The organism is Corynebacterium tuscaniense, assembly GCF_008693065.1.
GTDB classification, from domain to species: Bacteria; Actinomycetota; Actinomycetes; order Mycobacteriales; family Mycobacteriaceae; genus Corynebacterium; species Corynebacterium tuscaniense.
The window spans coordinates 1-16,780 of record NZ_VXKH01000039.1; the positions used below are offsets into that span (position 1 = coordinate 1).

At 59.8% G+C, this 16,780-nt stretch carries 17 protein-coding genes and 1 tRNA gene; 9 read left to right on the forward strand and 9 right to left on the reverse strand.

Annotated elements, in window-relative coordinates:
* Window positions 1-129: 129 nt before the first annotated feature.
* Window positions 130-660, reverse strand: a complete 531-nt coding sequence (locus F4V54_RS07585) for a YbhB/YbcL family Raf kinase inhibitor-like protein (protein WP_150386746.1) — start codon at window positions 658-660, stop codon at window positions 130-132.
* Window positions 661-812: 152 nt separating this feature from the next.
* Between F4V54_RS07585 and F4V54_RS07590 the strand changes: the two genes are divergently transcribed.
* The 3 genes from F4V54_RS07590 (at window position 813) to F4V54_RS07600 (ending at window position 2,240) form a co-directional block, all read left to right on the forward strand.
* Window positions 813-898 (forward strand) — tRNA-Leu (locus F4V54_RS07590).
* 107 nt (window positions 899-1,005) lie between these two features.
* Window positions 1,006-1,665 carry a TVP38/TMEM64 family protein gene (locus tag F4V54_RS07595; protein ID WP_150386755.1) on the forward strand — a complete coding sequence of 220 codons (660 nt, stop codon included), beginning with the start codon at window positions 1,006-1,008 and terminating at the stop codon, window positions 1,663-1,665.
* Window positions 1,666-1,682: 17 nt separating this feature from the next.
* Entirely contained in the window at window positions 1,683-2,240 is a 558-nt protein-coding gene (locus F4V54_RS07600) for a DNA-binding protein (RefSeq protein ID WP_034663350.1), read from the forward strand.
* Here the strand turns inward: F4V54_RS07600 and F4V54_RS07605 are convergent.
* Genes F4V54_RS07605 through F4V54_RS07615 form a run of 3 tightly spaced genes read right to left on the reverse strand, consistent with a single transcriptional unit; the run spans window position 2,215 to window position 4,687 of the window.
* Complete coding sequence (locus F4V54_RS07605) at window positions 2,215-3,402, reverse strand: SPFH domain-containing protein (RefSeq protein ID WP_052092673.1); 1,188 nt, start codon at window positions 3,400-3,402, stop codon at window positions 2,215-2,217. The two genes, F4V54_RS07600 and F4V54_RS07605, sit on opposite strands and share 26 nt — an antisense overlap.
* A 2-nt stretch (window positions 3,403-3,404) precedes the next feature.
* Window positions 3,405-3,830 (reverse strand): NfeD family protein, encoded by a 426-nt coding sequence (locus tag F4V54_RS07610; protein WP_102723303.1) that lies wholly within the window; start codon window positions 3,828-3,830, stop codon window positions 3,405-3,407.
* A 17-nt stretch (window positions 3,831-3,847) separates the two neighbouring features.
* The gene (locus tag F4V54_RS07615) at window positions 3,848-4,687 is read right to left on the reverse strand and encodes a DUF3097 domain-containing protein (protein WP_034663353.1); all 840 of its coding nucleotides are present in this window, start codon (window positions 4,685-4,687) and stop codon (window positions 3,848-3,850) included.
* A gap of 34 nt (window positions 4,688-4,721) precedes the next feature.
* On the opposite strand from F4V54_RS07615, the gene F4V54_RS07620 reads away from it, so the two are divergent.
* Entirely contained in the window at window positions 4,722-5,477 is a 756-nt protein-coding gene (locus F4V54_RS07620) for a hypothetical protein (protein WP_150386747.1), read from the forward strand.
* Here F4V54_RS07620 and F4V54_RS07625 read toward each other — a convergent pair.
* The 3 genes from F4V54_RS07625 to F4V54_RS07635 all read right to left on the reverse strand — a co-directional run bounded on the left by F4V54_RS07625 (window position 5,470) and on the right by F4V54_RS07635 (window position 9,210).
* Window positions 5,470-6,498 (reverse strand): ferrochelatase, encoded by a 1,029-nt coding sequence (locus tag F4V54_RS07625; protein ID WP_150386748.1) that lies wholly within the window; start codon window positions 6,496-6,498, stop codon window positions 5,470-5,472. The genes F4V54_RS07620 and F4V54_RS07625 overlap by 8 nt on opposite strands.
* A 46-nt stretch (window positions 6,499-6,544) precedes the next feature.
* Complete coding sequence (locus tag F4V54_RS07630) at window positions 6,545-8,077, reverse strand: DIP1281 family NlpC/P60 protein (RefSeq protein ID WP_150386749.1); 1,533 nt, start codon at window positions 8,075-8,077, stop codon at window positions 6,545-6,547.
* Between the two features lie 656 nt (window positions 8,078-8,733).
* On the reverse strand, window positions 8,734-9,210 hold the full coding sequence (locus tag F4V54_RS07635) for an Rv1476 family membrane protein (protein ID WP_102723299.1): 477 nt from the start codon (window positions 9,208-9,210) through the stop codon (window positions 8,734-8,736).
* A gap of 269 nt (window positions 9,211-9,479) precedes the next feature.
* On the opposite strand from F4V54_RS07635, the gene acnA reads away from it, so the two are divergent.
* Both acnA and F4V54_RS07645 read left to right on the forward strand, forming a co-directional pair.
* Window positions 9,480-12,260 (forward strand): aconitate hydratase AcnA, encoded by a 2,781-nt coding sequence (gene acnA, locus F4V54_RS07640; protein WP_211359472.1) that lies wholly within the window; start codon window positions 9,480-9,482, stop codon window positions 12,258-12,260.
* A gap of 80 nt (window positions 12,261-12,340) precedes the next feature.
* A complete protein-coding gene (locus tag F4V54_RS07645; protein ID WP_150386751.1) occupies window positions 12,341-13,066 on the forward strand; it encodes a glutamine amidotransferase in 726 nt (241 codons plus the stop codon).
* Here the strand turns inward: F4V54_RS07645 and F4V54_RS07650 are convergent.
* Together F4V54_RS07650 and F4V54_RS07655 are read right to left on the reverse strand one after the other, a co-directional pair.
* Complete coding sequence (locus F4V54_RS07650) at window positions 13,055-13,723, reverse strand: NAD(P)H-binding protein (protein WP_150386752.1); 669 nt, start codon at window positions 13,721-13,723, stop codon at window positions 13,055-13,057. The genes F4V54_RS07645 and F4V54_RS07650 overlap by 12 nt on opposite strands.
* 10 nt (window positions 13,724-13,733) lie before the next feature.
* Window positions 13,734-14,816 (reverse strand): HNH endonuclease signature motif containing protein, encoded by a 1,083-nt coding sequence (locus F4V54_RS07655; protein ID WP_150386753.1) that lies wholly within the window; start codon window positions 14,814-14,816, stop codon window positions 13,734-13,736.
* A 163-nt stretch (window positions 14,817-14,979) separates the two neighbouring features.
* Here F4V54_RS07655 and F4V54_RS07660 point away from each other — a divergent pair, with 163 nt between their 5' ends.
* The 3 genes from F4V54_RS07660 to F4V54_RS07670 form a co-directional block, all read left to right on the forward strand.
* Entirely contained in the window at window positions 14,980-15,249 is a 270-nt protein-coding gene (locus F4V54_RS07660; protein ID WP_034663368.1) for an ACT domain-containing protein, read from the forward strand.
* Window positions 15,250-15,253: 4 nt separating this feature from the next.
* A complete protein-coding gene (locus F4V54_RS07665; RefSeq protein WP_150386756.1) occupies window positions 15,254-16,624 on the forward strand; it encodes a PFL family protein in 1,371 nt (456 codons plus the stop codon).
* Between the two features lie 40 nt (window positions 16,625-16,664).
* Window positions 16,665-16,780, forward strand: a 116-nt coding sequence (locus F4V54_RS07670; protein ID WP_150386754.1) for a MerR family DNA-binding transcriptional regulator, incomplete at its 3' end; no start/stop codon positions are given.

Genomic DNA, 16,780 nt, shown 5'->3' on the forward strand with positions numbered 1-16,780 from the left:
AACTATCCAAGCCCCGGCCGAAACGCAGGCTACAACCATAAGCCGCTAGAAATGTCCAAGAACACCATGGATTCCGTGTCCAAAAAGACACCGGACTCCATGTCCAAAAACCCTATGGACATAACAGGCCTAGTTTTCGTCCCAACCCCAGATGATCGCGCGACCTAAGGAGTGGAAATTCAAGTTGAAGCCCAACTGGGTGGGGTTAGCCACACCATCTTCCGGCAAAACAGTATCCACCGCGTGCACAGCGAACAGGTAACGGTGGGGGCCGTGCCCTGCCGGCGGGTTGGAACCGTAGTAGCCCTTGACACCGGAACAACCGGTCAACACTACCGCCCTTACACCGAGGCCCTCCTTTGAGCCGGCATCGGTGGGCAGCTCAGTTACATCCGCCGGAATATTGAATGCCGCCCAGTGCCAGAAACCAGAAGCCGTAGGGGCATCCGGGTCAAAGCACGTTATGGCAATGCTCTTTGTACCTTCCGGCAGATCAGACCACGCCAACTGCGGGGACACACCCTCATCGCCCCGCTGAGCGACAGGGAGCTGCTCCCCGTCCATCACGTTGGTGGAGGTCACAGGAAACGTCGGCACATCCACGAGTGGTGCGTATGGATCAGGCCCTGGGAAACGATCAGATACATATGAAGCAGTCATGGTTCCTTTCTACCGATGAACTGACGCCCTGGCCACGAATTGAACAAATAACATCCGCGGGATTCATGGTTTGTAATGGCGATTTGCCGGACCACAGAACAACAACCTATAGTTCTACGAGTGCCCAGCCTTCACGGCTGACAACACCCAAAGCCCGGGTGGCGGAATGGCAGACGCGCTAGCTTGAGGTGCTAGTGTCCTATTAACGGACGTGGGGGTTCAAGTCCCCCTCCGGGCACGACCTGTCACCCCTCCGGAGATCTTCGGAGGGGTGACATTCTGTCTAACCCCCAGTTTGGCCCCACGGTACAACCGAGGAAAGATTGAGCCGTGAATTTTCGTCAGATGAGCTCACGCAATAAGACTTTGCTCGTGATAGTTGTCGCTGCGTTTTTCATCGCTGCGTGGATGCTTATCGACGTCCCCTCCTTAACCCAACTCCGCATCTGGTCCGACCGCACTGGGCCATGGTTCCCCGTTGTGTTCTGGCTAGCCTATGTGTTCATCACCCAGTTCCCTATCCCCCGGACCCTCCTGACCGTCTCTGGAGGCGTGCTTTTCGGCGCTGTTAAAGGAATACTTCTGGCGCTCACCGCGACGACAGTGTCCGCAATCGTCTCGCTCCTCCTCGTGCGCTTCCTTCTTCGGGATTGGGTGGAACCACGGCTGACCCACCCGTCTGTCCAGCGCATCAACCAACGCTTGGAGCAACGTGGGTGGCTCGCAATCACGAGCCTGCGCATGATCGCTGGCATCCCGTTTTCCATCATGAACTACGCCGCAGCGCTCACTCGCGTACCCGTCGTACCCTTCGCCATCGCAACCTTCATCGGTTCCGCGCCAGGCACGATCCTGGTCACCATGTTCGGCGATACCCTCACTAGTCGCCCCGATCCCATCTTCATTGCCATCATGGTGACACTCGCCATTATCGGTTGCGGAGGCTTGCTTATCGACGCCACAACACCTCTCCGTCAAGCCCCGACCGTAGACAAAGCCTCATAGCGTCTACACTGTCCCACATGATTGCCGTCCATGCCCGCTACCGTGGCAACGATTCTCGCCGCGCGGATCTTGTTAAACGCTCCGCCGAGGCACTCGCCACCCTTGACGGCGTAGGGCACTTCGACGTCGTGGGCGTGGAAGATATTCGCACACACGTCGCTGATGCGGAGGCGGCCTGCATGCTCGTGATGGCACTACTTTCCGATGGCAATTGGGCCGTCGGCATCGGCATCACCCAAACAGGCCCCGCCATCTACGCCGCGAGCGATGCGGTTGGGGTAAAAGCAGGGACGGTTGGGGTAGTCGTCGAAAAGCAACAGCCCGGCACTGATGCAGCAGACATTGCTTCGACCTTTGCTCTACTTGGCTACGTCCTAGCTAAGCGCACGGTTGAGGGCCGCGAGGCAACCGCACTCGTGAGATCCGGATTTAATCAGAACGAAGCGGCAGCGCAGCTCGGCATTTCCAAACAGGCCATGAGCCAACGCCTGCAAGCTGCCGGATGGCACGCTGAGCAGTCGGGTTGGCAGCTCGCCGTGAACCTGATGTCTAGAGCTGCCGGGGCTCCTCAGTAGAAGGCTGCGCAGGCTGCTCAAAGTTGGGCTGCTCCCAGCCAGACTTCTCCTGCGGTTCCTCGAGAGCCCCATCAACCGGCTTATTCGCCACAGCGCGAGCCTCCGCCACAGCTTTGGCTATCTCCGGATCGGAAGACATTTCGAACCACTGGTCCGTGTCGTCTTGGGAAGCAATCTCTTGGGCCTGGGGGTCAATCTGCCCCGGCTCGTAGCGGAAGACACCATCATCGTCCTTCTTGGCAAACGCCTTAGCAAAGCTTTCCAGCGAATCACCAAACTGGGACGGGATCATCCACATCGAAGAACCATTGCCCTCGGCGATCTTAGGCAGCTTCTCCATGTACTGGTAGGCCAGCAGCTCCGGCGTGACGCCGGAGGACTTGATCGCGGCGTTGACCTTCTGGATCGCGCGGGCCTCACCCTGCGCCTCCAGGAACTTCGCGGCGCGCTCACCCTCCGCGCGCAGGATCGCTGCCTGGCGCTCAGCTTCAGCCGCCAGAATCGACGCGTGCTTCTCACCCTCAGCAGCCAGAATGCGTGCCTGCTTCTCACCCTCAGCAGTCTTAATATCAGACTCACGGCGTCCCTCTGCAGTGAGAATCATTGCGCGCTTCTCACGGTCAGCCTTCATCTGCATCTCCATCGACTGCTGGATCGATGGTGGCGGATCAATTGCCTTAAGCTCCACACGGCTGATGCGCAGTCCCCACTTGGCCGTCGCAGCATCGAGCTCACCGCGGAGGCGGCGGTTGATGGTCTCACGCGAGGTCAGGGTCTCTTCCAGGGTCATACCACCCACAACGTCGCGGAGCGTTGCGGTAGAGATCTGCTCCACACCCACGATGTAGTTATCCACTCCGTAAATCGCGCGGGCAGGATCGTTGATTTGGAAGGTCACCACCGTATCGATGGCCACCGTCAGGTTATCCTGCGTAATCACGGCTTGCGGCGGGAACGACACGACACGCTCGCGTGTATCCACACGCTCACGCACCCTATCGACGAATGGAACCAACAACGTTATTCCACCCGACACGGTGCGGGTGTAGCGCCCCAACCGCTCAATAACCGCTGCTTCACCCTGCGGGATCAGCGCGATAGCGCGGAAGATCACCGAGATGATGAAGATGAAGAGGACAACTAGAAAAATAGTTGCTGCCATAGCTAGTCCTTCCAAACGACTGCAATGATTCCGTCAATGTCGGCGACCGTCACATGATCCCCAGCCGGAATGGTGCGGGCGGGGTCCACCGCGCGGGCGGACCAAATCGAACCATCCAAGCGCACTTGCCCACCAGTCGGCGTGATGTCCTCCACAACGACTGCACCCTTGCCGACGAGTGCCTTCGGCGAGGTATCCAACTTACTGGGGGTCAGATAACGTCGGTGCAAAAATGGGCGCAAGAACAAGATGAGAGCGGCAGACGATAGGCCGAAGATAACCAATTCAGCCCATACAGGAAGACCGAGTAGTGATGCGCCCGATGTCACCAGTGCACCACTGGCGAGCATAAGAAAAGTAAACTCGCCGACCGCAAGCTCAAGGCCAGCGAGCACTAACGCTCCTATTAACCAAATAATTGCACCCACGGCAATAACTATACCGACTACAAGTCAGCCTTACTCAGATCCGGATTAGTAACAAAGTCAACCAGCCGCTCCACCGCTCCGATGAGCGTATGGTCCACATCTCGGAACGATTCCACAGCGCTGTACACACGATTCCAGCCCTCCCGCGGATCAGACCAGCCCAAACGTTGGCAGATGCCCGTCTTCCAGTCTTCGCCTTTTGGGACCTCTGGCCACGCGCGCATGCCGAGTCGTTCTGGCTTCACCGCGGCCCAAATATCCACATATGGGTGCCCCGTGACCAACACGTGTGGCCCCACGCCCTCAACCAGGCGGGACTCCTTCGTTCCCTCGATGAGGTGGTCAGCCAGCACACCGATGCGCCGGCCAGGTCCCGGCTGAAACTCCGCAAGGCGCTCCGGAAGATTGTCTAAGCCCTCAAGGTATTCCACGACCACACCCTCAACCCTCAGGTCATGGCCCCAAATCTTTTCGACGATCGCCGCATCATGCACGCCTTCCACCCAAATCCGCGACGGCATAGCCACCTTTGCCCGCACATTATCCACCCTGCGGGAACCTGAATTGGATCTCTTCTGCACAGGCGCAGCAACCGGTCGCGTCAACGTCACTCGCTGGCCTTCCACCAAAAACGCGCCGGGCAAAAGTTTGAACAGGCGTTGGACCCCACGCCGGTCTTCCAGCCGCACAAAGTCTCCGTCGTACGTCCTCTCGCAGCCGATGACCGCACCAACGAAATCATCGCCGAAAACCTCCGCAACAATGTCACGTGTCGCCGGCACTTCCGGGAAGGTGCGGGGTTTGTTGCGTGCATGGCCTGCAAAAATATCGCCTGAGTACGGGTCGGTTGATCTCATAGTGGACCACAGCGTATCCGATATACTCTCCCAAATGAGTACGCGCGCCGAAGTCTTCTCCCCACTCCAGAACACTGCCGTATGGTTGTCCTCCTGGCTGTGCGGGCATGAGTCAACCGACAACGTCATCTCGGCACTACAAGATCTTGGTGGGCCGCATTATTACCACGACGAAGCATTAACGACGCTTCTGCGAGACATCCGTGAAGCCACCAACCTTAATGAGGAAGGCCCTGCAGTCCGCCTGATTCTTTCTGGCCCCGGTCAGCCCGCGGAGCTGCCTGCCGGCTCCCCAGCGGCTGCTGCACTCACCGAAACCGGATCAGCGGCCCTCGCCCTTCGCGGCTATGGCGGCATCACCCACATTCTGATTCCCTGCTACACCCCCGAGGGCACCACGTGGCGCTGGTTTGAGGAACACGCCCGTCTGCCCGAACCCGCCTGGCTCAGCCCCGGTGAAGCGGACGCTTTACTCTCCCAAGCAACAACAGAAGCCGCCGAGCTCATTCGAGCTACTGGCGGCACCAGGGCAGATCTTCCCGATCCCCGGCTCACTGTTGGTTCTTTAGCCGATTTCTACGACACGCCCGGTTTGCCAATGTCCACCACCCCGCGGGCCGCCAAACTATTTGCACGAGCGGACCGGGTAGCGGCGGTGATTGAGACTGTCGTCGATAAGCTGGGCGATCACTCTTTCGACCCTCAACTTTTCAGTCTCTGGCGTCACATCCGTACAGCACGCATGGCTGGAGTTGCTGATGCGGTGCTGAATTGCCAGCAGACTAGCTAACGCAGCAGTCCGGTTTACAAGGCGCACCGTTACGCGTGCAGCCCTGCACGGTGACTGTCGAGAGTGTCTCAGGCACACTGCGGGCGGCAGTTTTCTCCACAAGGTCAAGGATCAGGTTGGCAAACTCCGGCTCCAACCCGACAGTTGCGGTACGCGTGAGTGTCATACCGCGCTCCTCACAAGCCTCTTTGAGTTCCGTGTCGAGGTCCCACACAACCTCCATGTGATCCGTGATGAAGCCGACAGGGACACAAATGATGTGTTTAATCGAAGGATCTGACGCATGAAGTTCTTCGGTACGGTCCACTACATCCGGCTCAAGCCACGGTGTCGCGGGATTACCGGACCGTGACTGCCACACGACCTCATAGGAAGGCACGCCCGCCGCTTCAGCAATGAGGCGGGAGGCTTCCTCTACCTGGCGCGAATAAAGATTTGAATCCTTGGATCCGCCAGACGCATCATCAGCTGCGTTGGGCACTGAGTGAGCAGCGAAGAGTACACGGGTAGAGTCCTGATCAGCTGACTCCCAAGCCTCGCGCACATGATCAGCCATGAGCTTGACGAAGATCGGATGTCCGTAGAACTGCCACAGCTTGGTGAACTCAATATCACCGTGGGAGTCACGGAGCTTCGTGATGTCCTCATCGTACTGACGGCACGCAGAATAGCCACCCCACGCGGAAGTAGCGAACACTGCCACCTTACGGTGACCGTCCGCCTTGATCTTCTCCGCAGCCTCTTGTGCGAAAGGGTGCCAATTACGGTTACCGAAATAGACCGGCAAAGACTCCCCGCGACGCGCGATCTCCGCCTCTACATTGCTGATGATCGTGCGATTCTGATCATTAATCGGGCTCACACCTCCGAAGTGGAAATAGTGTTCACCGACAGCCGCAAGACGTTCGCGCGGTATACCCCGACCTCTCGTTACGTTCTCTAGAAATGGAATAACCTCGTCCTCCCCTTCGGGGCCACCGAAAGAAAGAACGAGGAGTGCATCAAAATCACTAAACGACATGGACGCTAGTCTAGATCAACCGTGACTACCCCGATGGCTGATTGTGCTAAATGAGTCGGACCGCATACGGTGCCATACCGCTCTGGCGCACCGCAGTCTTCTGCACGTTCATACCGGTCTGTGGCGCTTCGAGCATCTGACCGTTACCCAGGTAAATAGCCACGTGACGGCTACCCCCATCACCCCAGAACAACAGGTCGCCGCGCTCAGCCTGTGCCACCGGGATCTTCTCACCACGCTGGTACTGATAACCGGTGTAATGCGGAAGCGAAATCCCCACACCGGCAAAGGCGTACAAGACTAGGCCAGAGCAGTCGAAGCCAAGCTGACCCGTGCGCGGAGTCCGGCCGTCACTAATGCCCGCAGTCGGACCATTCGCGTCACCACCACCCCACACGTAGGGGGTACCAATCTGAGACTCCGCACGCGCAATAACAGCCTCAATCTGCTGCTGACGGTTGCCATCAGCCACCGTCAAGGAAGAATCCTCGCGAATTTCTTCCGTCACTGCCGAGCTATCCTTCACCTCCGGAAGCACTTCCGCCACAGATTCCTCGACAGCGTCATTCGTAGACTCGCTTCCCGAGGTCGCCGCAATCTCCCCCGTCGCCCCATTCCCATACGGGTCCTCAAAGGTGGAGTGGTCAGCCTGAGATTTGCCCACAGCCTCAGCCAACGCATCCATTGCTGCAGTCACGGTATCTTGCTGAGTATCCTCCGCGGACTCGGTTGATGCAGGAGCTTCGGGCGCAGTGGCTTCCGTGCTGGGCTCAACATTCGGAGCAGCTTCTTGCGCAGCCTCCTGTGTCGGCGCCTCCGGCGCCGTGACCTCAGTCGCAGAAGTTACAGGAGCAGCAGGTGCCTCGGCCTGAGCCGGCGAAGCCTCCTGAGCCGCCGGAGCGGCCGACGCCTCCGGGGTCTCCGGGGTCTCCAGGGTCTCAGGGGAGCTGTCCGCAAGCGGGTGCTCCGGACGCAGCTCCGCTAACTCGCTCTGAGCCTCTGCAAGATCCGCCGACGCCTCATCTCGTGCAGCGAGCTTGTCTGCGAGTTCACCCATAGCGTGGTCCAACGTCCCACGAGCGTCGGATTCGGCCTGGGTAGCTTGACGCTCGCGGTCGTCGGCAAGCCTACTGGCTTGACGCAAGGTGGACTCATCATTTGCGGCGATGGTGCGATTGCGCACCAATTCCTCGAGTGCACCACGCTTCTCATCGGACTCACGACGCAGATAGGTCTGGCGATCCAACGAATCCTTACGTGCATCACCCGAACCCAACTGCGCCGGGGATGCCGAATTCTGAGAACGGTACGAGGAGCGCGCCACCGAGTCCAGGTCTTCCTGCGCACGGTCAACATCCGCCTGCGAGGCATTGAGGCGATCCTTCGCCTCCTTGGCGCCTTGGCGAGCCTGCTCGGCCAAGGACTGCGCATCATGAAGATCGACGAGCGCCTGGTTCACTGCCTCCTGCAGACCGCCCAGCTCAAGGTTGATGCGACTGATATCGGCCTCAAAGCCGGTGATTTCAGAAACAAGAGCAGTAACCGGCGACTCTTGAGCGACAGATGTCGTACTGCACATAACCGACAGTGACACGGCACAAGCGGTTGCAGACAAAAATATCCGGAAGCGTCGGTGCGCCCGGGAACCTGAATACACAGAGCGAACGGAACGGACTGTGAAAACCACTGAGGTATTCCTCTCACCACACTGACCCGGCTCATGCGAGAGCACAAACTAAGCCCGACCCTCCGGTCGGCGTGCGGATTCTAGAACGATCACGGATGTGAGCCCATGGGAGATCGTCCGTCCCTCAAACTTGACTGCAACACGAATCCGCCCCGGCGCCAGCATTACTCAGCGACGGTAACGAACTCAATTCTTGGCGTGCTTCCCCACATGCCCGAATTCATTCAAGTCATCCCACCGACCGGAGTCCGTGTTCAACCTTGCGTCATTCATTAAGTGTTACGAGTGCGTAAGAAGTAACAGTTATCAGCCCACGAGCTGACATGGAAACCATAAGCCACTTCAGATGTCTGGTGCACATCCTTTACCAACTTTCACACTGGTCAAGCTAAATGACATGACTGTTACTTTTTGTCACGCTGGGACTTTAGGGCCACGCAGATCTACTGTGACTTTCATCACGTTCCACAACCTAAGACGCAACATGCGTTAACACAAGGCACATGGGTTGACAGTTATACACCCCGGCGTGTCACATAAGTCTAGGCTCAACGCTTGACTGTCCAGTGCGTTACGACAGCTACAAGCACGATGAGGGCAGCCAAAATTGCCCCTAAGGTGCCCCAGTGCGGTTCCCCACTGTCCGCAATGCTCGCAACAAAAGCATCGATCCCCTGAGCATAATCAGGTTGCCTAATCAGCGCGAACTCGGACTTTTCGATTTGCGCGCGGGTGAGCTCAGTACTCACCGCCGCTGTCGCATCAGGTGCACGGACAATCATGGTGTGTGCGTTTGTGCCCTCCAAGAGCTCCTGCGCCAGATCGCGGAGCGCGCCCGGCCCAGCCCCGACCGTTTCCAGTACGACGTAACCGAAAGGCCCGCCCTCCTGCGTGGAAGCCTCATTCACTGCGCGCAGCAAATCCGGTTCGATGAGAAGATTCATCGGGTTGTCCGTCTCGAACGCAACCGAATCATCCGCTAGCTGGGCGGTCAAAGAAGCCTTATCGACGTTCACGGGAGCCATAGTCCAAAAGGTTAGCGCGCCAACCGCCGGTGCATTGGAGGCGCACAGGGAAGAAACCGCGTCAGGCCCCGTTGCGCGGGTCCCACCGATACGCACACCCCGATGTGAGGGGGATTTCCGGTTACGGGGTAGCTAAAAGTTCCATAGAAGGCCTTTAGCCGGACCGTATTACCTACTTTCAGCGCCGAGTGCCCTAAGATGTGCAGGTAGGGACCCCTATGGGTCGCGACACCCAGAATCTAAGTTTGACAACGAGAAACGGAGCTCACGTGTCTGAGAGCAAGAACTCCTTTAACGCGAAGAAGACTCTCGAGGTCGGCGGTAAGTCCTACGACTACTACGCCCTCGACGCAGTCGAAGGTATGGAGAAACTCCCCTACTCCCTGAAGGTGCTGGGCGAGAACCTGCTGCGCACCGAGGATGGCAAGAATGTCACCGAGGAGCACATCAAGGCGATTGCTAACTGGGATCCGTCGGCAGAGCCGTCCATCGAGATCCAGTTCACCCCGGCACGCGTCCTCATGCAGGACTTCACCGGTGTCCCCTGTGTGGTCGACCTCGCCACCATGCGTGAGGCCGTGTCCTCCCTCGGCGGCAACCCGGACCAGGTCAACCCGCTGAACCCAGCTGAGATGGTCATTGACCACTCCGTGATCATCGAGGCGTTCGGCTCCGAGAACGCTCTGGATAAGAACGTTGAGATCGAGTACGAGCGCAACGAGGAGCGCTACCAGTTCCTGCGCTGGGGTGCAGAGAACTTCTCCAACTTCCGCGTCGTCCCACCGGGAACCGGCATCGTCCACCAGGTGAACATTGAGTACCTCTCCCGCGTTGTCTTTGACAACGACGGCGTAGCTTACCCTGACACCTGTATTGGTACGGACTCCCACACAACCATGGAGAACGGCCTGGGCATCCTGGGCTGGGGTGTCGGTGGCATCGAGGCTGAGGCGGCAATGCTCGGCCAGCCGGTGTCCATGCTCATCCCGCGCGTCGTTGGCTTCAAGCTCACCGGTGAGATCCCGGTTGGCGTGACCGCTACCGACGTTGTTTTGACCGTCACCGAGATGCTCCGCGATCACGGTGTGGTGCAGAAGTTCGTCGAGTTCTACGGCGACGGTGTCAAGCAGATCCCGCTGGCAAACCGCGCAACCATCGGTAACATGTCGCCGGAGTTTGGCTCCACCTGTGCGATCTTCCCGATCGACGAGGAGACTATTAACTACCTCCACCTCACCGGCCGCGACCAGGAGACAATCGACCGCGTCGAGGCATACGCCAAGGCTCAGGGTATGTGGCTCGAGCAGGGTGCCAAGGAAGCCGAGTACTCCGAGTACCTCGAGCTCGATCTGTCCACCGTCAAGCCGTCGATTGCTGGACCGAAGCGCCCACAGGACCGCATCCTGCTCGCAGAGTCCAAGGAGACCTTCCGTAAGCAGCTGCCGGACTACAACACCGCTGGCGACGGCCACGCAGAACCGGTTCGCGCCGAGAAGGTCGAGACCGTTTCCTACAACGAGTCCTGGCCGGCAAACGGCGAGTCCGCTGCTGACGGCTCTGAGGGCCGCGCTTCCAAGCCGGTCATCGTCGAGTCCCCGCAGGGTGGCGAGTACACCCTCGACCACGGCATGGTTGCTATCGCAGCAATCACCTCTTGCACCAACACCTCCAACCCGTCCGTTATGGTCGGTGCGGCGCTGCTGGCGCGCAAGGCTGCTGAGAAGGGCCTGAAGGCTAAGCCATGGGTGAAGACCATTATGGCTCCGGGCTCCCAGGTCGTTGACGGTTACTACAACCGCGCTGACCTATGGAAGGACCTCGAAGCTGTCGGCTTCTACCTGTCCGGCTTCGGCTGTGCATCCTGCATCGGTAACTCCGGCCCGCTGCCGAACGAGATCTCCGCTGCGATCAACGAGTACGACCTGACCGCAACCGCAGTCCTGTCCGGTAACCGTAACTTCGAGGGACGTATCTCCCCCGACGTGAAGATGAACTACCTTGCCTCCCCGCTGTTGGTCATCGCGTACTCCATCGCCGGCACCATGGACTTCGACTTCGAGACCCAGCCACTGGGCCAGGATGCAGACGGCAACGACGTCTTCCTGAAGGACGTCTGGCCGTCCGCTGATGAGATCGAGGGTGTCATCGCTGACACTATCTCCCGTGAGATGTACGAGAAGGACTACGCTGACGTCTTCAAGGGCGACAAGCAGTGGCAGGAGCTCGACATCCCGCAGGGCAAGACCTTCTCCTGGAACGAGGACTCCACCTACATCCGCAAGGCACCGTACTTCGACGGTATGCCGGAGCAGCCGGAAGCTGTTCAGGATATCACCGGCGCTCGCGTGCTGGCTAAGCTGGGCGACTCCGTGACCACGGACCACATCTCCCCTGCTTCCTCCATCAAGCCGGGCACCCCGGCTGCGAACTACCTGGATGCACACGGTGTGGCTCGCCACGACTACAACTCGTTTGGTTCCCGTCGTGGTAACCACGAGGTCATGGTTCGCGGTACCTTCGCTAACATCCGCCTCCGCAACCAGCTGGTTGAAGAGGCCGGTGGCTACACCCGCGACTTCACTCAGGAAGGCGCTCCGCAGGCGTTCATCTACGACGCTGCACAGAACTACGCCGAGAAGAACATCCCACTGGTCGTCCTGGCTGGTAAGGAGTACGGCACCGGTTCTTCCCGTGACTGGGCTGCAAAGGGCACCAACCTGCTCGGCGTCCGCGCTGTCATCACCGAGTCCTTCGAGCGTATTCACCGCTCCAACCTGATCGGTATGGGTGTTCTGCCGCTGCAGTTCCCGGAGGGCGAAACCCACGCTTCCCTGGGTCTGGACGGCACCGAGACCTTCGACATCACCGGCATCACCGCCTTCAATGAGGGCGACGCTATTCCGGAGACTGTTCACGTCACCGCCACGAAGGATGGTGGCGAGAAGGTTGAGTTCGAGGCTAAGGTCCGCGTCGATACGCCTGGTGAGGCTGAGTACTACCGCCACGGCGGCATTCTGCAGTACGTTCTGCGCCAGATGGTCAAGAACTAAGCTGCGTAGCTGAAGGCCGGTTCCCCTCGTGGGAGCCGGCTTTTCGCTTATCGACGTCCCGCCACTTACAATCCTCCCTTATGCCCAAACTGCTCTTCCTGTCTTTGCGCAACGGACCGGTTGGTCCTGCGGTGACCCACGCTGAATACCACGACACGCTGCGCGCAACCGGTTTGAGCACAAATGACATTGAGTTGCGCTCCATCTCCGATGAGACCTCCAAGTTGGGCAGCCTTGATGGGGTGAGCGGCATCTTTGTCGGTGGTAGTTCACTGAACATCACTAATGAGGAGTACTCGCCGTGGCAAAAACATGTGCACGAGATCCTCGCCGAACTCGTGGAAGGCGACATCCCCGTCTTCTTCGTCTGCTATGGCATTAGCTGGCTCACCCACCACTTGGGTGGTCTGGTCGGACACACCCACCCGGAAACATCGGGTCCCACCATTGTGAGCACACTGCCCGCTGCAGAGGAAGATCCACTCATGGCTGGATTGCCCAAGTTGTTCACCGCGCTGACCGGGCATACTGAGAACCCTCTCGCAGCCCCAAAGGGTGCGACGCTCCTGGCCGAAGGACCGTCCTGCCCAGTTCAGATCCTGCGCTACCGCGACCATGTGTGGGCTACGCAGTTCCACGCGGAGATGGATGCCGCCGCGATGAAAACGCGCATGGATTTCTACTACGACTACGGCTATTTCCCGCAGGCCGAGTACGACACTATCGTCGCCGGCCTCCCCAGCGTGGATACGACAACCGCAAACGCCCTGGTGAAACGTTTCGCTGAATTCTGCCTAGAGCGCTAACTCCCGCGCTGGTGTGTCCCCGTCTTCGAAGTCGAAGGGGTTCGCAGGCATCGCCTCACGCCCGACGGCCTCCACAATTACCTGCGCGACGAGCTCACGCGAGGTCGTAGATTCTGGCCGCGTAGTCTCGTCTACGGCACGACCACCATGGGAGCGCTCCATGGTCAACCTCGTCGGCCCCAAGATGACATAGTCGAGCTCCGACTCCAACAGGCGCTTATCGACGGCCTTCTTCGACTCCACATAAGCGAACCAGCTGCTGCCGTCGTCCACCGCTGTCGCTTTCGCAGCGCCGGCATAGGACACCATGACGAGCTTGGGTGCGAACTCCCCCAATTCCTCCAGCGCACCGATCATACGCAATGCCGCATCTCGGTCCACCGCATACGTCCGCTCCGGATCACCCCCGCCCGCACCAGCGGACCACACCACCGCGTCAAACGGAGTGAGCAAACGTGCCCACTCCTCCGCGTCCAAGCGGGTGAGGTCGGTGACGATGGCGGTAGCGGAGGCGCCGATAAGCTGCTGAACATGCTCCGGGTTGCGCACGAGACCGGTGACTTTATGCCCCTCCGCAATAAGCAATGGCACGCTCAACTGGCTGACCTTCCCGCCAGCACCAATGACGAGAACGAATTGAGTGAACTCTTGTTCCATGCCGCCCAGGCTAGCGAAAAATGGGGTGGCCGAAGAGGGAGCGCAACGCTCCGAACGGGTGACGATCATTCATCACCGGATAGCCCCGCGGCGACACCCACACCGGCCCGCCCCTGATTCGCTCGACTCGCCCGCGGGCCTGTCGCCACGGATCATCGTCATTGACCCTGTTGTGATAGCGGCACAGCGGCGTCAGGTTGTTCACGTTGGTCTCTCCCCCATGCTTCCACGCCGTCATGTGGTGGAGTTCGCAGGCATCCGCCCCGTGGCGGCAACCGGGCACCGGACACGCCGGAGTGACCGCCCGTGCCAGGTCGCGCTGCTTCTGGTTAGCCAGGCGCTGACCGCGATACAGGTTCACTGCGCCCTGCTGCGGGTGGAATAGCCCCACTTCCAGGTCCGCACCATGAAACGTAGCGAGGAACTCTGCACCGGTCATCGTGGTGCCGTCGGTGAGACCAAGGATCGTCTCATCGCCCTCTTGGCGCACAATACGCGCGTACTCCGGCAGAGGCACCAGCACTAACGGGCGCGGCACTGCCCGCGCAACCCCACCGCCAAACTCCAGCATCGTCATAAACGCCTCAAACAGCTGCGGGCCACGCGGGCGCGACGGATCAATGTCCTGGCTCAACGAGTGTTCCAGATCCGCCATGATGCGCTCCGGTCCCGTCACCATCATCGCTCGTTTGCCTCTGCGCGAACCTGTGAAGCCCACCCCATCCGAAGGCGGCGGCGGTTCCACGGCAGGAACAATCTCCTTGGCGCGCCGCCGCACGGTCTCGTAACTTCCCCGCACGTCCAGCAGGGTGTGGCGGAGTCGCCAGCGGTCCACGGGATCGCTGATCAGCTTCGTGCTCTCTTCGATCAAGGTCAAAGTGTCCATGGAGACGCGGTTCGCGCGAGCCTTAGCCACCCCGAGACTCTGCTGCTTCTTCAACCTCGTCGATCCGAAGTACACTTCGTGCACCTTGGCCCAGTCGCGCACACGTTTCGGCTGCACCCCGGCATCAAGCGCCGCCTGGCGGTCAAAGCCAGCCAAGGTGTCCACCCCGGCAGCAACGGCGCCGAGGAACTCTCCGAAACCAATCATGTCTGCCACCCTGACACGACCAAGAACTCCTGTAAAGCGCGCGTTTCTGAACCTGCGGATAACCCCGATATCGGCAAAAGTTATCCACAGATTCCGGCAAACCGCCCGCGCCTGCTGCCCCAGTGACGTAGACTCGCCTGTTTGGGGTCTAGCATGGGAAGCCATGTACGCGATCATCACCACCACCGGCCCGGACCGGACCGGCATCATCGCTGGAGTTGCTCAGGCTGCGGCGGATCACAACATCAACATCGTCGACGTGTCGCAGACCCTCATGAGTGATTTCTTCACCATGATCATGCGGGTTGCACTGCCGGAAGAAGGCTTTGACATCGCCGCTCTCCAGGACACGCTCACGTCGGTGGGCGCAGACCTTGGCGTGGATATCCGCGTCCAGAGCGAGGCCCTGTTCACCGCGATGAATGAGATCTAGCGCCATGGGCAACGAGCTGAACTTCAAGTCCGCCAGCATTATGGACGTCATCTCGATGATCGAGGACTACCGCCTAGATATCCGCACCGTCACCATGGGCATTTCGCTCATCGGCTGCACGCGCTCCACGATGGCAGCCACTGCGCAGGCTGTCTACGACCGGGTGACCGCGCGCGCCGCACGGCTTGTCGACGTCTGCCAGGGCATCGAACGCGAACTCGGCATCCCCATCGTGAACAAGCGTGTGTCGGTCTCCCCGATCGCGCTCGTCGCAGCGGGCTTGGACGGCAATCCGGCCGACATAGCCCACGCTCTCGACAAAGCAGCCCAAGAGCTCGGCGTGAACTTCATCGGCGGTTACTCCGCGCTCGTGGAAAAGGGCGCCACGGAGGCCGATGAGCGCCTTATCGCCTCCATCCCCGAAGCCTTGTCGAACACGGAATTTGTCTGCGGTTCCGTGAACGTTGCGTCTTCCCGCGCCGGTATCAACATGGACGCGGTGAAAACCATGGGCAAGGTGGTGAAGGAGGCGGCGGAGTTGACGGCGGAGAGGTCGTCGATAAGCTGCGCGAAGCTCGTTGTTTTCGCGAACGCTGTGGGCGACAACCCCTTCATGGCTGGCGCGTTCCACGGTATTGAGGAGCCGGACACCGTCATTTCCGTCGGTGTGTCGGGCCCGGGTGTGGTGGACCGTGCGATCACCCCGTTGGCGGGTAAGTCGCTCAATGAGGTCGCCGAGGAGATCAAGAAAGCTGCGTTTAAGATCACGCGCGCGGGCCAACTCGTAGGCACTCTCACGGCCCAGCGTCTCGGAGTGCCGTTCGGCATCGTTGACCTTTCGCTCGCCCCGACGGCAGAGGTCGGCGATTCCGTCGCGCGCATCCTCGAGCACATGGGCCTGCATCAAGTGGGCACGCACGGCACCACCGCCGCGCTCGCACTGCTTAACGACGCCGTCAAGAAAGGCGGCATGATGGCCTGCTCCCGCGTCGGCGGCCTCTCTGGCTCCTTCATCCCTGTTTCGGAGGATCAGGGCATGATCGACGCTGTGCGTGCCGGATCGATCACCATGGACAAGCTTGAAGCGATGACGTCGATCTGCTCGGTGGGCTTCGACATGATCGCTATTCCCGGCAACACCACCGCCGCGACAATCTCAGGCATGATCGCCGACGAAGCCGCCATCGGTGTGATGAACCATAAAACCACCGCCGCCCGCCTCATCCCCGTCCCCGGCACAAAACCTGGCGACGAAGTCAATTTCGGTGGCCTCCTCGGCTATGCGCCGGTAATTCCCGTGAACCAGGTCAGCAACGCGCCGTTCATCGAGCGTGGCGGCTTCATCCCCGCCCCGGTCCACGGCTTCCGCAACTAAGCCTTGACCCTCACGCGGCGTCATAGTTCAAAATGGCGGCATGAGGATCTCTGACGTCGCGCGCGCTGCTGGCTGCTCCGTGCGCGCCATCCGCCACTTGCACGAAACCGGGGCCGTGCCGGAGCCCGCACGCACTCCTGGCAACTACCGCGACTA

Bases quoted from the DNA above. Each gene is read 5' to 3' on its own strand.
- F4V54_RS07630 (WP_150386749.1), bottom strand. From the start codon at position 8,077: ATGTGCAGTACGACATCTGTCGCTCAAGAGTCGCCGGTTACTGCTCTT.
- F4V54_RS07645 (WP_150386751.1), top strand. From the start codon at position 12,341: ATGCCCAAACTGCTCTTCCTGTCTTTGCGCAACGGACCGGTTGGTCCT.
- F4V54_RS07655 (WP_150386753.1), bottom strand. From the start codon at position 14,816: ATGATTGGTTTCGGAGAGTTCCTCGGCGCCGTTGCTGCCGGGGTGGAC.
- F4V54_RS07620 (WP_150386747.1), top strand. From the start codon at position 4,722: ATGAGTACGCGCGCCGAAGTCTTCTCCCCACTCCAGAACACTGCCGTA.
- F4V54_RS07625 (WP_150386748.1), bottom strand. From the start codon at position 6,498: ATGTCGTTTAGTGATTTTGATGCACTCCTCGTTCTTTCTTTCGGTGGC.
- F4V54_RS07635 (WP_102723299.1), bottom strand. From the start codon at position 9,210: ATGGCTCCCGTGAACGTCGATAAGGCTTCTTTGACCGCCCAGCTAGCG.
- F4V54_RS07595 (WP_150386755.1), top strand. From the start codon at position 1,006: ATGAGCTCACGCAATAAGACTTTGCTCGTGATAGTTGTCGCTGCGTTT.
- F4V54_RS07650 (WP_150386752.1), bottom strand. From the start codon at position 13,723: ATGGAACAAGAGTTCACTCAATTCGTTCTCGTCATTGGTGCTGGCGGG.
- F4V54_RS07615 (WP_034663353.1), bottom strand. From the start codon at position 4,687: ATGAGATCAACCGACCCGTACTCAGGCGATATTTTTGCAGGCCATGCA.
- F4V54_RS07600 (WP_034663350.1), top strand. From the start codon at position 1,683: ATGATTGCCGTCCATGCCCGCTACCGTGGCAACGATTCTCGCCGCGCG.
- F4V54_RS07605 (WP_052092673.1), bottom strand. From the start codon at position 3,402: ATGGCAGCAACTATTTTTCTAGTTGTCCTCTTCATCTTCATCATCTCG.
- F4V54_RS07660 (WP_034663368.1), top strand. From the start codon at position 14,980: ATGTACGCGATCATCACCACCACCGGCCCGGACCGGACCGGCATCATC.
- F4V54_RS07665 (WP_150386756.1), top strand. From the start codon at position 15,254: ATGGGCAACGAGCTGAACTTCAAGTCCGCCAGCATTATGGACGTCATC.
- F4V54_RS07585 (WP_150386746.1), bottom strand. From the start codon at position 660: ATGACTGCTTCATATGTATCTGATCGTTTCCCAGGGCCTGATCCATAC.